The following is a 12,738-nucleotide window of genomic DNA, read 5'->3' as shown; positions in this document are numbered from 1 at the left end:
TTCTCACCTCCTGCTGGCTACCTGTTACTTTATTGAAAGGACTCGATAAACTCCTGCAAATAGCGGACCGTATCTGGCAAGTGTTTGCCTAAGTACGAAAGAACATTGGGTAGTAGCAAGAGAAACACCACAAAACTGATGGCGGTTTTCATCGAAAGACTCATCATCAAAATATTGATCTGGGGAATCGACCGAGAAATCACACCTAGCACCAGGTCCACCAACAGCAGCGCAATGATCATTGGTGCCGCAAGATTGACTGCCATCACCATCATTTGGCTGAAAAGTTTGACGATGCCTTCAACCGTCGTTCCTTGGATCACCACAGAGCCTAAGGGCACGATCCGAAAAGACAACAGCAATGCTGTGATCAGTCGATGATGCAGATCAAGTCCAAAAAACACAGCGATCGTCAGCCAATAGTACGTTTTGCCATACTGGGAAGAGGCGATTTGCAACGTCGGATCATAGGCTTGCGCCATCGAAAAGCCTACTTGAAAGTCGATCAGTTGACCCGCAATTTCCACACCAGTAAAGACCAGCTGACTCAAATAGCCCATCGCCATCCCAAACAGTACTTCCTTGATGACGAAAACCGTCAGCATAAAGAGGGAAAGCTCGGGAATCGCAGGTGCCGTCGGCAGACATAGGACCGTCAACGCCATGCCGATCACGATTTTTGCCAGTGACGGAAAATTTTGCTGTGAGAAGATCGGACAAAGGACGACAAACGCCAATATTCGACAAAAAATCAACACCGTCGCTTGAATCGGCGCCATCAGGTTTCCTCCTTACATTGCCGCAATCATCTTGAAGATCATTTTGGTAAAATTCAACAAGAGATTCAGCATAAAATTCCCCGCCAAGATCAAGGTCAAAAAAATCGCTAATAGTTTCGGCACAAAGCTCAACGTTTGTTCTTGGATTTGGGTAGTGGCTTGAAAAATACTGATCACCAATCCAACGAGCATGCCGACTAATAAGGCAGGGCCAGATATCGCTAAAATTCGAAGAAAGGCTTCCCTTAGCACATCAAGTACCATTTCTACTGTCATTTCCTCTTGGCTCCTTTCTTAGCGGCTATTGAAAGCTCTTGATCAGCGACTCCACGATCAGATACCAGCCATCCACTAAAACAAATAGTAAGATCTTGAAGGGCAGTGAGATCATGATCGGCGACAGCATCATCATCCCCATCGACATCAAGATACTGGAGACGACCAGATCAATGATCAAAAAGGGGATAAAAATCAAAAAGCCGATACTGAAAGCCGTTCGTAACTCACTGATAATAAACGCCGGTACCATAACGGTCAGAGGAACATCGTCAGAAGAATGATACTTTTCGGTCTCCCCATCAGCTTCCGCAAACAAGGCAATGTCTTTTTCCCGTGTCTGTACCATCATAAAGGCCTTGATCCGTTTTTCTGAGCGGTCAAAGGCTTCGGCTTGGCTGATCTCTTGTCGATCAAACGGTTCAATCGCTTGCTGGTAGACGTCGGTATACACAGGTTTCATAATAAAAAATGTCAAGAATAAGGCCAACCCGATCAACACTTGATTGGGCGGGTTTTGCTGTGTACCTAACGAACTGCGCACAAAGGATAAAACCATGATGATACGAGTAAAAGAAGTCATCATGATCAGCAAGACTGGTAAAAGGGAAAGCAGCGTCAGCAACAAGAAAGTATTGATCGTATCACTTGAGCCATTCCCATTCGACAATAAATTGTTGATGGTGGAACTGACGTCTTCCGTGTCTAGCGCAAATGCCGTCTGCGGAAGCATCAGACTGCTGAAAAGGACCGCAGCCATGATCTTGATATCTCTGCCTTTGATCTTCATTTTTGCTTGCCTCGTTTTCCAGCAATTTCCGCCTTGGCTTTGTTGAGCCATTCAGAAAAGTCTTTACCAGCTTGCACTTGGGTGCTTTCTAGGCTTTGCTGTAAAAAAGTGGCCGTTTCTTCTGGCGTCAACTCTTTGATGATTTGGTTTTGCTGTTCAGAAAAGCTCATGACATAACATTTGTCCATGATTTGGACGATCCCGATCGAAGACGACTTGCTGACGGCGATTTTTTGCAAAATACGCAGCTGGTGATTGTGCTGGTTCGTGTAACGATTCAAATATTTCAAACTGATGTTGATCAAATAAAGAATAAGCAGCAAAAACCCAATCATTTTGACCAGCGATAAAAATGTTTCCATCAACATGCCTCTTTCTATTGGATCACTAAATCCGTCACATAAACATCCTTGGCGATTTCTGATCCGTATTCCTGATTAATTGTTTCTTTCAATGCTTTTTTTAAATTCGGTACACTTTCGGCGGAGCTCAAAATACCGCTGGCCTTTTGTTGGCGCAATAAATTTACGACGCTGTCACGAATGACGGCCACATTTTTCGTGGCTTCCGCGCTTTTTTCCTCATCCGCCACTAAAATCGATAAATTGACCTTCATGTATTGCTGCTCTTGGTTGTCTTCTTTGGCCAGATTGACTAAAAATTCATCCAATGCCACGATCGCTTCGTCTGAGGAGATTTTGCTGCTGTCTTTTGCTGTTTCAGCAGCTGCTGTTTTTTCCCCCGTCAAAAAGTGATTCGTCACTAAGGTCCCGCCGATACTGCCGCCGACTACCACGATCAAGAGGATCGGCAGTAAAACAACCATACTCAAGCCTTTTTTCTCTTTTTCTGCTTTTGGTGCTTTTTCTTCTTTTGCCATCTTTCCCACCCTTACGTTTTCACTTGGTTCGAATGGATCACCGTATGATACTCGATCACCCGCTGCGCAACTTCTTGCGCAGCTTCCGTCACCACTAATGTTTTGCCGTCTGTCAGTGTGATCAATGTATCCGGCATTTCTTCGATCCGATAAATCAATGTTGGATTTAAATAGAATGGCTTGCCATTCAATGCTGTCACTAGAATCATGGTCAAACTCCTCTCAATGATGAAGCGTCACGTTCTTAACGTTTTAGATTCAATAATTCTTGCAGCATTTCATCAGAAGTCGTAATACTTCTTGAATTTGCTTGATAGGCACGGCTCGCAATGATCATTTCGGTAAATTCTGTCGAAAGATCGACATTGGACATTTCCAATGCACCTGCTTGCAGCGTTCCTGCGCCATTGTTGCCAGGTCCTGCAACGATCGGATTCCCTGAGTTGCTGGTTTGGATATAGTTGTTGCCGCCGACTTTTTCTAAGCCTTCTGGGTTATTGAAGGTTGCGACACCGACTTTTCCCATCACAAAGGTTTGATTGCCGTATTTTGCCAACACTAAGCCATTGGCATCGATCGCCATGGAGTTATAGGTCAAGGTTTCCCCATTGACGGTCAGTGTGCTTGGGATCGACAAGGGAGATACCGCATCTTGTCCGCTCAATGCCGTGTTTTCATCAAAGTTGTCATCATAGACAACTGGTTGACCGCCATTGACTGAACGACCTAAGACTTGCATCCCATCACTATTGGTCAAGGTTCCGTTGCTGTCGCGCACGAATGCGCCATCTCGTGTGTAATAGGTTTCGCCATTTGCTCCTGGTCCTTGTACCATAAAGTAGCCCTGTCCGCTGATATAAAAATCCATGCTGCGACCTGTCGATTGCGGGGCACCGACTGTATTGATAGTATCGATGGAGCCCGTCTGAACCCCTAAACCGATCTGCGTTGCGTTGATCCCGCCTAAGCCGTTGCCTGGCGCAGTTGCGTTAGACATCGTTTGGCTCATCATGTCTTGGAAAAGTACTCGACTTGATTTGAATCCAACCGTATTGACGTTGGCGATATTATTGGAAACCACGTCCATTTTCGTTTGAAGATTTTTCATTCCACTAACACCTGAATATAATGATCGTAACATGCTTGTTTTCCTCCTTATGGTTGGCGTATTTTCCTCTGTCATTCAGAAAATACTTGCAGCCCCTTTTCAGTCCAGCTGCTATTTGATAAATGTGGCGCTGTCAATATTGGTGACGGTGTGAAGCTCATTCATCCCCATCGCCGTAATGATGGTTCGTGAATGGACATCGGCGATCAAGCCCATATCTTTGTAAACAAGCAGTGATTCTTTGCTGCCTTTTTCCGCGAGCTCACTAAGCGCCGTTGAAAGGGATTGATAATCATCGTCTTGTAAGGTCAATTCTCTTGCGGTCAAACGCTTTTGCGCATGATGCGAGACTTTGATGTCGCTTTGTTTTTGTTCAAGCATTGCAGAAAAGGCTTGTTTGTCCACGCCTTTGCGGGGATGTTGATAAGGCTCCCCGGCAACTTTTTGCAGCCCCTGTTGAATCGTCAAACTCATTTTGCTTCGCCGCCAATCTCTTGGATCGCACTCATACTGTATTCTTTGCCATTTACGACGATCGTGGCGTAGCCATTGGCAAAGCGGACTTTTTCGATGGTTCCTGACAATGTTTCTGTGCCGTCCATCAGAGTGACTTGTTTATTGATCAAGCTAAAAGCTTGCTGCTGTTGCTGTAAAATCACCGAGGTCGTCAATGTTTCGCTCAATTCATTCAAGCTCTCTAAGGTCGTAAATTGAACCAGTTGCGAGATATAGTCGGTGCTACCACCACCAGAAGAATCGCTGCCTCCCATCGATGGGTTGCTCATAGATGCGGCTAAGATCTTCAAAAAATCATCCATGGAGATATCTGAAGATTTTTTTGTTTGCGTTAATGCCGATGTATTGGCAATACCGGCCGCAGCTGCTGTAATTTCATCTGCCATAGGTCTCCTCCTTTACACTAAAATACTGATCGCATGATCGATCGGTGCTAATTGCGGCTCTTCTTCAGCCGTATTGCTTTGATGAAACGGCTTTTTGCTTTGTCCTTTTTGAGCCTGTAAAAACCGCTGTTGGCTTAACTGACTGTCACTTGCCATCATACTGCCGGCAAAGGATTGATTTGCCAGCGGACTAGCCTGCTGGACAGAAGCTAACGTAGGTTCTTTGATCGCTAGGATCGGCTGCTCTTGCTTTTGCAAAACTTGCTCTAGCTCATGCTTGATGGACAGCAATAATTCTTTGGCTTGCGGCTGCTGAACGGTCAGTTCTAAGCGGCTGCCTTGGGCATTCGTTTCTAGGGAAAGCTGGATCGTGCCTAATTTTTCGGGAACGAATTGCAGCGTGATTTTTTTCTCGCTTGCCGTGCTGCTCGTTTGGACGAGTTGGGCAGTCGCTTTTGCTAAGGGCAGGACCGCTTGTTCCATATTCGCTTTTGTTGGCGTTGGTCCTTGCTTGGTCAAAAGGGGAGAAACATCAAGCAGCTGCAGTGCTGGTGCCGCTATTTCATTGTCGGTTGCTGCTGAAGAAGCAATGGCTTGTGCAGAAACAGCTTCCGCTTTTTTGGCGACTGTTTCATTCGTGCGTTGCAAGGTGCTAGTCGTATCCGTCGCTTGTTTGGTCACTGGCGACACTTGATTTAATGGTCCCGTTTGGCCCAATTGCGCGGTCCCTTCGGTGGACTGTTTCAGCTGTGCTTCTGTCGTTTGCGCAATCGCGGCTTGTGTTACTGAATCGACTTCCTTGATTTCCTTGAAAGGAGCGATTCCTTTTGCCGTGGTCTGCTCCTCGCCTACTAAGTCTTCTGGCAAAGGTGTTTCAAGCGTTGTTGCTGCGGCTTCACTTCTGTCATTTGTCATCAAAGCTAGACCTTCAAGCGCAGGCTCGGAGGGGTTGATGACTGTGGTGGCTACGTCTATTGGTGCTGGAAAAGCTGCTGAAACACTGTCGGGAGAAGCTGCTGTGGCGCTCGTTTGGTTCTGCTCCGTCGTTGCCATTGATGCCTGTGGCGTTTCTTGAACCAAGCCTGCAAAAGGTGCCTGGCTGATCTGGCTCATTCCTGGCGCTTGTGTCGTTGCGGGTTGTTCGACTGCTGGAGTGATTTCTGGCTCCTGCGGCAGATGTTCCATACTGCTGGCAACCCCCATTTCTGGTGCGGCGGCGGTTTGCTCCGACATACCTGATGGTTCGAAGGATGCTGACAGGTTGCTTGCGCTCTGTTCCGTCAGCTGTTGCATCAGCAAACTGAAGACTTCTGGTGACGCCTCCGTCTTTTTTGATTTGCTACCGGCAGGTACAGCAGTTGCGGCACTTGTTGTGATCTCTTTCATTGTTCACCTCCTCTCAGCTGATGCTTTGAAACCAAGGTCGTCTCATCACTAAAACCATTAGTGCTTTAAGAAAATAAGGCGCGATTGCCGAACTCATCCAATTGTTTTTGCTCTTCCAATTGCTGTTCATAGGTGTATTCAGCGAATTGTTTTTCTCGCAGCTTTTCCACGATCTTGCGTTCCTGCTGCGCTTCTACCACCACCGATAAAGACTCTGCCAATTCTTGCTTCACGTGAAACATTTTGTTCTGAACCTCATCGATGGTGGCATTCAACGCAAGCAAATAGCGTTGCTGCACTTGCATCCGCCCAATGGTCATCTCATTGACATCAAAAAGCTGGGCTTTTTCCTGTGTCAGCGTATTCAGGTGCTGTTCTTGCTGAATCAACAATTGTTGTTTTTGGGCGTAAGCGCGTTTGGCTTCTTGCTCAATGGTTTTTCGGTGATCCAATACTTTTTCTAAGGAAAAGTGAAATGCTTGCATAGCTGCTCCTTTATGATCTGTTTTACATGGTCGAACGCTGGCGCTCGATCAGCGCTTCTTCACTGAACAAATGCGCCAGTTCAAAAATCGTTTGTTCAAATGGGATCCGCTCATCCACTTTTTGCTGTAAAAACCGTAGGATGGGGTGATGCAACGCGATCGCTTGGTCGGTCAACGCATTGCTGCCGCTTTTGTAGGCACCGATATCGATCAAATCCTTGGCCTCTGCATAAACGGCCATGTTTTCTTTTAGTTCCCCCGCATGTTTATGCTGTTCCTCAGAAACAAGGGTCTTCATCAAGCGGCTGAGGCTGTTTTGAATATCGATGGCAGGATAATGATTTTGAGCGGCGATTTTTCGGGACAACAGAATATGTCCATCAAGAATTCCCCGCACCGCATCAGCGATCGGTTCATTCATGTCATCCCCTTCTACCAAGACAGTATAAAAGGCCGTGATCGAGCCTTTGTCCGACATCCCACTGCGTTCTAACAACTTCGGTAAAGCTGTAAACACAGAAGGGGTATAACCTTTGGTCGTCGGCGGCTCGCCTGTCGATAGACCGATCTCCCGCTGTGCCATCGCAAAACGGGTCACCGAATCCATCATCAATACGACTTTCTTCCCTTGATCGCGGTAATACTCAGCGATCGCTGTTGCCACATGAGCCCCTTTTAATCGTACGAGAGGCGGCATATCGGAGGTAGCACAGACAACGACCGACTTGCGGTAACCTTCTGGGCCTAGATCATTTTCAATAAATTCTTTGACTTCTCGTCCCCGCTCGCCGATCAAGCCGATCACGATGACATCGGCTTCGCAATAACGAGCCAACATCCCCAATAAAGTACTCTTACCGACCCCGCTGCCGGCAAAAATGCCGATCCGTTGGCCAAGGCCGACGGTCAAAAGACCATCGATCGCCCGGACACCTGTCGGCATTATCTCAGCGATTTTTTGACGGCGAAAGGGGTCAGGAGAATCTTGACTAACTGGATATTCTGGCGCACTTTCCAGCTCCAGCGCCATATCTAACGGTCGCCCTAGTCCATCTAAGGTGTGCCCTAGCAACGTATCATCGATTTTTACCGTCAATGATTTGCCAGTTGGCCGCACCAAACAGCCCGGTCCGACGCCTTCTAGCTGATCAAGGGGCATCAGGAGCACGGTTTTTTTCACAAAGCCTACGACTTCGGCTAAGGCTGTATGTGTCTTGTTTTGCAATGCGACTTCACAGATTTCCCCTATGAAAACCGCCAGCCCTTCGACTTTGATCAGCAGACCTACAACTTCGCTGACTTTGCCGTAGGTGGTAAAAAACGGCTGTGCTTGCGCCGTTTTGCGCAGCGCTGTGATTGGTAATTCAAACGTCATTCCTTCACACTGCTTTCTAGAAATTGGCTCAAAAAGCGAGCGATTTCTTTCCTCAGTTCAAAAACCACCAAGGCATTTTCAGATTCGATACAAAAATCGTGTTCCGCCAAGCTGTCATCTGCCATGAGTAAATAGCGAAACCCGCTGATCGTCTGCTTTTTGGTTTCCAACAATTCTCGCAACCCTGCAAGATGCTGCTCTTGGCTGCGAACAGTCACAAATTGATCGGGTTGTTCAAATTGCCATAGCACAGACTCCACAAAAGGCAGGAAGCCTGCTTGCTCGTCTGTAAAACGTTGATTGATCAAGGCTTCAGCGATTGCCGTGCCGTAAGCGATCATTTCTTGCTTTTTCTCTGAGCGAAAGGTGTTGATCTCAGAAACGGCTTCAGCGACATTGGCTTGGGCTTGGGCCATCAATGCTTGCGCGGCTTCTTTGCTGGCATTGAGTCCTTCTTGATAGCCTTGTTGAAAGCCGTCTGCTTGTCCTGCTTGAAAGCCTTCCGTTCTCGCTTCTGCTAGAATTTGCGCCGCTTGTTCTTGTGCATCGGTCAAAATCTGCTGCTTCAAGGCTTCCATTTGCTGCAGATGCCGTTCCTGCTCCAACTGGCGTGCACGTCTAGCCGCTTGCAGTTCTGGGTCTAAGCTTGGTTTCTCAATCGGCGCTTTGATGGTCGTATCCGTCAAAATACTGCGCGCAGCTTCGGTCGTTTTGACCGCCTGCTGCTTCAATAAACTGCTATTTGACCACTGCATCTTGGTCGCCCCTTCCGATGTAGATCTCACCGGTTTCATCTAGCCGTCGAATCACAGCCACCACACTTTGTTGGGCTTCTTCTACAGCAGATAAGCGGGTAGGACCCATAAATTGAATTTCTTCTTGCAGATTTTCCACCGCCCGTGATGAGAGGTTGGAGAAAATAAAGTTCTTGATGTCATCGGTCGTGCCTTTAAGCGCTAAGACTAAGACATCGTTTTGAACATCTCGTAAGACTTTTTGAACATCCAAGCGATCGAGGGTCACGATATCCTCGAAAGTAAACAAGCTGGATTTCACTTCGTTGGAGAGTTCTGGTTGCCGCTTTTCTAAGTCGTTCAAAATGTTCTTTTCGGTGCTGCGGCTGACTGAGTTCAAGATCTCAACCAGAGTATGCACACCACCGACATTTTCCGTATCGTTCTCAATGTAATTCGAGAATTTGTTCTCGATCACTTTTTCGATCCGTTCGATCACCAAAGGCGACGTACTGGAGATCGTCCCGATCCGTTCAGCGATCTCCACTTGCAAATGATCGGGAAACTGCGACAAGACGCTGGCCGCTTTGTCCGGCTGCATGTAGCACAAAATCAACGCTACCGTTTGCGGATGTTCACCGATCAACAGATTGGTCAACTGTTGAACATCGGCTTTGCGAGCGATATTAAAGGGCCGTTCCCGCAGCTGAATCTGAGTCAATACGTCAATGACTTCTTTGGCTTTTTGAGGGCCTAATGCTTGGTTCAGCAAATTTTTGGCATAATCGATCCCGCCGTCTAAGACATATTTGCGAGCCGTTGCGGTATGAGAAAATTCCTCCAACACTTGATCCCGCTCTTCGGGACTGACAAAGTCGATATTGGCGATCTCATAGCTCACCTTTTGTATAAATGATTCTGGCAGCAGCTTCATGATCTTTGCAGAGGTATCTGATCCTAGAGAGATCAGAAGAATCGCTGCTTTTTTTACCCCGTCTATTGTATCCATGGCTGCCCCCTTATTTTTCTTTCATCCAAGCTTTGATCAATTCCGCCGCTACTTCAGGATTGCTTTCGGCATAATTTCTAGCCGTTTGATCCAATGTTGGTTCTCCTGAATGTTCTGCTGCGGCTTCTTGTGTGGATGCTTCTGGCACCGCTGGTTTCGTTTCAGCAGACCGATTGCCGACACCGCCAAAAACGACTTCTTGTGCAACTGACGGACTTGTACCAGTGCTAACTGCTGACGGTTGTGCAAAAGTGACCATTTCCTCCGTCACATCGACTTCCAGCTCGTCTTCTTTACGACGACGTCGGATCACGCCAACGATCATTAAAATCACTAAGAACAAGGTCAACACGATGCCGCCGATGATGGCATACTTGAGATAACCTTTGGCAGCTGCAATCGGTTCATTCCCTTGCGGATCAACGGCTGGATCAACCTCTGCTTGGGCAAAGTCAAATCCTTGGATCGCGATTTGATCACCACGGTCATTGTCATAGCCGACGGCACTAGCAATCAACTGCTGCAATTCTGCTTGATCCGCTTGAGAAAGGTTCGCATTGATCACGATCGAGCTGGTCATTCGTTCGATCATGCCAGGGGCCGTAATGGTCGTGGTGGTCTCGGTATCCAATTCGTTTTCCACCGAACGGCTATAGGAATTGTTTCCCTCTCCATCCGTACCCGTCACATTGGAGACATTGTCATCCACCGTCCCTGTTTGGGCTTCTTGGACGGTGCCTTGCGAACCAGCAGCCTGCACTGTCTCACTCTTGATCTCTGGGTCATCATAAGTGACTTTCTTCCGCTCGATCGAGTCAAAATTCAAGTCTAAATTGATCGACACTTGGAATTTGTCTGCGCCATAGATCGGTGTCAACAGCTTCGCTACTTTTTCTTCTAGCGTTTTTTCGTAGGAATCTTTGATGGCAATGTATTTATTGTTCAGGCCACTTAATTGACTGGCTTCATCTTCGGTTCTCGTCAAGGTATTGCCCGCACTATCAACGACTTTTACATTTTCTGGCTTCAGCTTTTCCACTGCCCCTGAAGTCAAGGTAACGATCCCTTGCACGGACTCGTCTGAAATCTGCTGATTTTTCAAGGTCAACACGATAGAAGCAGTTGGCGCACTTTCCTCAGAAGAAAAGACACTTTCTTCTGGCATTACGAGTAAAACTTTGGCGGATTTGACCGCATCGATCGACTCGATCGCTCGTTGCAGTTCGCCCGTTACTGCCCGCTGATACATGATCTTGCGGTCTTCGTCGGTTGTCATCATGTTGGCATCATCAAATAATTCAAAGCCTGTACTGGTATTTGGTAATTTATTGTCCACGGCAAGATTGATGCGGTATTCATCGACTTGGTCTTTATCGATCAAAATAGTCGTCCCATTGTCGGCTAATTTGTAGGCGATCTGCTGTTCCTCCAAATCCTTGCTGATCGTTCCCGCATCGGCATCGCTTAGATCCGTAAACAAGATACCGTATTCAATTCGCGTATTTAAATAATACACAGCTGCTGTGATTCCGAGAACGCTGATAACGGAAAGAACAACGATCATTTTCTTTAAAGAGCTTTGCATTTGCCAACGGTCTTTGAGTTGTTCTGTCCATTCTTTCACTTTATCCATCATTTATCCTTATTCCCTCACCCACTGCTAAAACTGCATATTTTTCACGTCATTGTAAGCTTCTAAACACTTGTTTCGTACTTGAACGGCTGTTTGTAGCGCCAATTGCGCCTCCGTCATGCGAATCATCACATTCCCTAGATCGCTTTCATCGCCGGTAATCAAATTTACAGTATCTTGATCCATGACCGCCGTTTTTTGATTCAACTGATCGACCGCATGGGTCAAGTAAGAAGAAAACTGATTTTCCTCGGCGCCTGCAACACTGGTCTCGTTTGAAGCAGCCCCCGTGCCTAGTGTCCGCAAAACGTTTTGGTAGTCCGTTAATCCTGTCGTTAAAAGTCCATCCATTTTCTCGTTACCCCTTTGATATTTCTAATGCTTTTTTCAAGATCGTTTTATTCATTTCTGAAGCAGAAACATTGGCTTCGTACGTTCGAACCGCTTGCAACATTGCCACCATTTCATCGGCAATATCCACATTTGATTGACCGACATATCCCTCATCGTTGGCAGCGGGATTCGTAGGATCATAGGTCAGTTTTTCCGTTTCATCGGCAGCGATCCCCGTCACTTTGACACCGTATGTAGCCGGTGTTCCTTCGCGACTATTTTTTAAATTTTCTGAAAAAAGAATACTCTTTTTTTGATAAGCCGCGGTTGTTTGTGTTTGATTCGTATTTACATTTGCGATATTGCTGGAGATCGTATCTAGTTTTAACCGTTCCAATGCTAGGCCGCTGGCGTTGATCGTTAGTCCATTAAACATACCCATTTGTTTTTCCTGCGCTTTCTATCAATTACTCAATACAAGGTTCATCATTTGCAAGCGACCGTTGACTTGTGCGGTTAATGCACTGTAATATAACCCATTGGCTGCTTGATCCAACATCTCCACTTCAAGATCCACGTTATTGCCGTTGTCTTTGATGCTGGTAGTTGCATTTTCAGTGATTTTCGGTTTTACTTGAGAAACTGACGCTTCGGTTGCAGCGTCCGTCCCTGATGAAGCGAGTGCCTGCTTTAATTCGCTTTCAAACACGATGCGTTTTGCTTTGTACCCATCCGTGTTGACATTGGCGATATTAGACGAAATCAATTCTGCGCGTTGGGCAGAAACGTTCATGGCTGTTTTTAATAAATCATAGGTATCCAACAATAATTGCTCCTTCCACCTTCTGTACCAAACGTTTTTTTCAGCGATGGAACAGAAACAAATATATTTATTTATTTTTTTGTTATAGATTAAAAAAACAAGAAGACGTGATGTCATTATAGTAGAATTATTTTTATTTTACAATTTGATTTTTGCAACTTTACGGATATGACATTTAAGTTACAACCATGTTATGTTATTTGTTAAACACTGTTTCATCGCAAT

18 protein-coding genes are annotated in these 12,738 nt (G+C 46.3%); all 18 read right to left on the bottom strand.

Annotation, left to right across the window (positions count from 1 at the left end):
- Positions 1–29 precede the first annotated feature (29 nt).
- Complete coding sequence (fliR, locus tag A5883_RS14295) at positions 30–779, bottom strand: flagellar biosynthetic protein FliR (protein ID WP_005232781.1); 750 nt, start codon at positions 777–779, stop codon at positions 30–32.
- A gap of 12 nt (positions 780–791) precedes the next feature.
- Complete coding sequence (fliQ, locus tag A5883_RS14290; RefSeq protein ID WP_005226613.1) at positions 792–1,055, bottom strand: flagellar biosynthesis protein FliQ; 264 nt, start codon at positions 1,053–1,055, stop codon at positions 792–794.
- A 25-nt stretch (positions 1,056–1,080) separates the two neighbouring features.
- The gene (gene fliP, locus A5883_RS14285; RefSeq protein WP_005232783.1) at positions 1,081–1,845 is read right to left on the bottom strand and encodes a flagellar type III secretion system pore protein FliP; all 765 of its coding nucleotides are present in this window, start codon (positions 1,843–1,845) and stop codon (positions 1,081–1,083) included.
- Complete coding sequence (locus tag A5883_RS14280; protein ID WP_015508734.1) at positions 1,842–2,207, bottom strand: flagellar biosynthetic protein FliO; 366 nt, start codon at positions 2,205–2,207, stop codon at positions 1,842–1,844. The genes fliP and A5883_RS14280 overlap by 4 nt, the downstream gene beginning before the upstream one ends.
- Before the next feature lie 14 nt (positions 2,208–2,221).
- Positions 2,222–2,725 carry a flagellar basal body-associated FliL family protein gene (locus tag A5883_RS14275; RefSeq protein WP_005472968.1) on the bottom strand — a complete coding sequence of 168 codons (504 nt, stop codon included), beginning with the start codon at positions 2,723–2,725 and terminating at the stop codon, positions 2,222–2,224.
- Between the two features lie 11 nt (positions 2,726–2,736).
- Positions 2,737–2,934: a flagellar FlbD family protein gene (locus A5883_RS14270; RefSeq protein ID WP_005226609.1), complete on the bottom strand. Its 198-nt coding sequence runs from the start codon at positions 2,932–2,934 to the stop codon at positions 2,737–2,739.
- A gap of 35 nt (positions 2,935–2,969) precedes the next feature.
- Positions 2,970–3,866 carry a flagellar hook-basal body complex protein gene (locus A5883_RS14265; RefSeq protein WP_010748537.1) on the bottom strand — a complete coding sequence of 299 codons (897 nt, stop codon included), beginning with the start codon at positions 3,864–3,866 and terminating at the stop codon, positions 2,970–2,972.
- A gap of 78 nt (positions 3,867–3,944) precedes the next feature.
- Positions 3,945–4,307, bottom strand: coding sequence for a flagellar protein (locus tag A5883_RS14260; RefSeq protein WP_015508733.1), 363 nt, complete (start codon positions 4,305–4,307; stop codon positions 3,945–3,947).
- Positions 4,304–4,735, bottom strand: a complete 432-nt coding sequence (locus tag A5883_RS14255; RefSeq protein ID WP_003129052.1) for a flagellar hook capping FlgD N-terminal domain-containing protein — start codon at positions 4,733–4,735, stop codon at positions 4,304–4,306. Before A5883_RS14255 ends, A5883_RS14260 begins: the two co-directional genes overlap by 4 nt.
- A 12-nt stretch (positions 4,736–4,747) precedes the next feature.
- The gene (locus tag A5883_RS14250; protein WP_086338885.1) at positions 4,748–6,121 is read right to left on the bottom strand and encodes a flagellar hook-length control protein FliK; all 1,374 of its coding nucleotides are present in this window, start codon (positions 6,119–6,121) and stop codon (positions 4,748–4,750) included.
- A gap of 65 nt (positions 6,122–6,186) precedes the next feature.
- A complete protein-coding gene (fliJ, locus tag A5883_RS14245) occupies positions 6,187–6,606 on the bottom strand; it encodes a flagellar export protein FliJ (protein ID WP_005226592.1) in 420 nt (139 codons plus the stop codon).
- 22 nt (positions 6,607–6,628) lie between these two features.
- Positions 6,629–7,981, bottom strand: a complete 1,353-nt coding sequence (fliI, locus tag A5883_RS14240) for a flagellar protein export ATPase FliI (protein ID WP_081116155.1) — start codon at positions 7,979–7,981, stop codon at positions 6,629–6,631.
- Positions 7,978–8,736, bottom strand: a complete 759-nt coding sequence (locus A5883_RS14235) for a hypothetical protein (RefSeq protein ID WP_086338884.1) — start codon at positions 8,734–8,736, stop codon at positions 7,978–7,980. Before A5883_RS14235 ends, fliI begins: the two co-directional genes overlap by 4 nt.
- On the bottom strand, positions 8,720–9,724 hold the full coding sequence (gene fliG, locus A5883_RS14230) for a flagellar motor switch protein FliG (protein ID WP_005226586.1): 1,005 nt from the start codon (positions 9,722–9,724) through the stop codon (positions 8,720–8,722). Before fliG ends, A5883_RS14235 begins: the two co-directional genes overlap by 17 nt.
- Positions 9,725–9,734: 10 nt before the next feature.
- Positions 9,735–11,357: a flagellar basal-body MS-ring/collar protein FliF gene (fliF, locus tag A5883_RS14225; RefSeq protein ID WP_176324010.1), complete on the bottom strand. Its 1,623-nt coding sequence runs from the start codon at positions 11,355–11,357 to the stop codon at positions 9,735–9,737.
- A gap of 27 nt (positions 11,358–11,384) precedes the next feature.
- Positions 11,385–11,708 carry a flagellar hook-basal body complex protein FliE gene (gene fliE / locus A5883_RS14220; protein ID WP_016608997.1) on the bottom strand — a complete coding sequence of 108 codons (324 nt, stop codon included), beginning with the start codon at positions 11,706–11,708 and terminating at the stop codon, positions 11,385–11,387.
- A 7-nt stretch (positions 11,709–11,715) separates the two neighbouring features.
- Positions 11,716–12,132: a flagellar basal body rod protein FlgC gene (flgC, locus tag A5883_RS14215; RefSeq protein WP_003129038.1), complete on the bottom strand. Its 417-nt coding sequence runs from the start codon at positions 12,130–12,132 to the stop codon at positions 11,716–11,718.
- A gap of 21 nt (positions 12,133–12,153) precedes the next feature.
- The gene (flgB, locus tag A5883_RS14210) at positions 12,154–12,513 is read right to left on the bottom strand and encodes a flagellar basal body rod protein FlgB (RefSeq protein WP_017144455.1); all 360 of its coding nucleotides are present in this window, start codon (positions 12,511–12,513) and stop codon (positions 12,154–12,156) included.
- Positions 12,514–12,738: the final 225 nt, after the last annotated feature.

The sequence above is a fragment of the Enterococcus sp. 5B3_DIV0040 genome (assembly GCF_002140755.1).
In the GTDB taxonomy this organism is placed as follows: Bacteria; Bacillota; Bacilli; order Lactobacillales; family Enterococcaceae; genus Enterococcus_D; species Enterococcus_D casseliflavus.
The sequence above is the reverse complement of the archived record's forward strand: the minus strand, read 5'-3'. Positions and strand labels throughout refer to the sequence as shown.

Coding starts and splice junctions, on each gene's coding strand:
- A5883_RS14260 (WP_015508733.1), bottom strand. CDS start 4,307: ATGAGTTTGACGATTCAACAGGGGCTGCAAAAAGTTGCCGGGGAGCCT.
- A5883_RS14270 (WP_005226609.1), bottom strand. CDS start 2,934: ATGATTCTAGTGACAGCATTGAATGGCAAGCCATTCTATTTAAATCCA.
- fliP (WP_005232783.1), bottom strand. CDS start 1,845: ATGAAGATCAAAGGCAGAGATATCAAGATCATGGCTGCGGTCCTTTTC.
- fliQ (WP_005226613.1), bottom strand. CDS start 1,055: ATGACAGTAGAAATGGTACTTGATGTGCTAAGGGAAGCCTTTCTTCGA.
- A5883_RS14280 (WP_015508734.1), bottom strand. CDS start 2,207: ATGGAAACATTTTTATCGCTGGTCAAAATGATTGGGTTTTTGCTGCTT.
- fliR (WP_005232781.1), bottom strand. CDS start 779: ATGGCGCCGATTCAAGCGACGGTGTTGATTTTTTGTCGAATATTGGCG.
- A5883_RS14275 (WP_005472968.1), bottom strand. CDS start 2,725: ATGGCAAAAGAAGAAAAAGCACCAAAAGCAGAAAAAGAGAAAAAAGGC.
- fliG (WP_005226586.1), bottom strand. CDS start 9,724: ATGGATACAATAGACGGGGTAAAAAAAGCAGCGATTCTTCTGATCTCT.
- fliI (WP_081116155.1), bottom strand. CDS start 7,981: ATGACGTTTGAATTACCAATCACAGCGCTGCGCAAAACGGCGCAAGCA.
- A5883_RS14250 (WP_086338885.1), bottom strand. CDS start 6,121: ATGAAAGAGATCACAACAAGTGCCGCAACTGCTGTACCTGCCGGTAGC.
- fliJ (WP_005226592.1), bottom strand. CDS start 6,606: ATGCAAGCATTTCACTTTTCCTTAGAAAAAGTATTGGATCACCGAAAA.
- A5883_RS14235 (WP_086338884.1), bottom strand. CDS start 8,736: ATGCAGTGGTCAAATAGCAGTTTATTGAAGCAGCAGGCGGTCAAAACG.
- flgC (WP_003129038.1), bottom strand. CDS start 12,132: ATGGGTATGTTTAATGGACTAACGATCAACGCCAGCGGCCTAGCATTG.
- A5883_RS14265 (WP_010748537.1), bottom strand. CDS start 3,866: ATGTTACGATCATTATATTCAGGTGTTAGTGGAATGAAAAATCTTCAA.
- A5883_RS14255 (WP_003129052.1), bottom strand. CDS start 4,735: ATGGCAGATGAAATTACAGCAGCTGCGGCCGGTATTGCCAATACATCG.
- fliE (WP_016608997.1), bottom strand. CDS start 11,708: ATGGATGGACTTTTAACGACAGGATTAACGGACTACCAAAACGTTTTG.
- fliF (WP_176324010.1), bottom strand. CDS start 11,357: ATGGATAAAGTGAAAGAATGGACAGAACAACTCAAAGACCGTTGGCAA.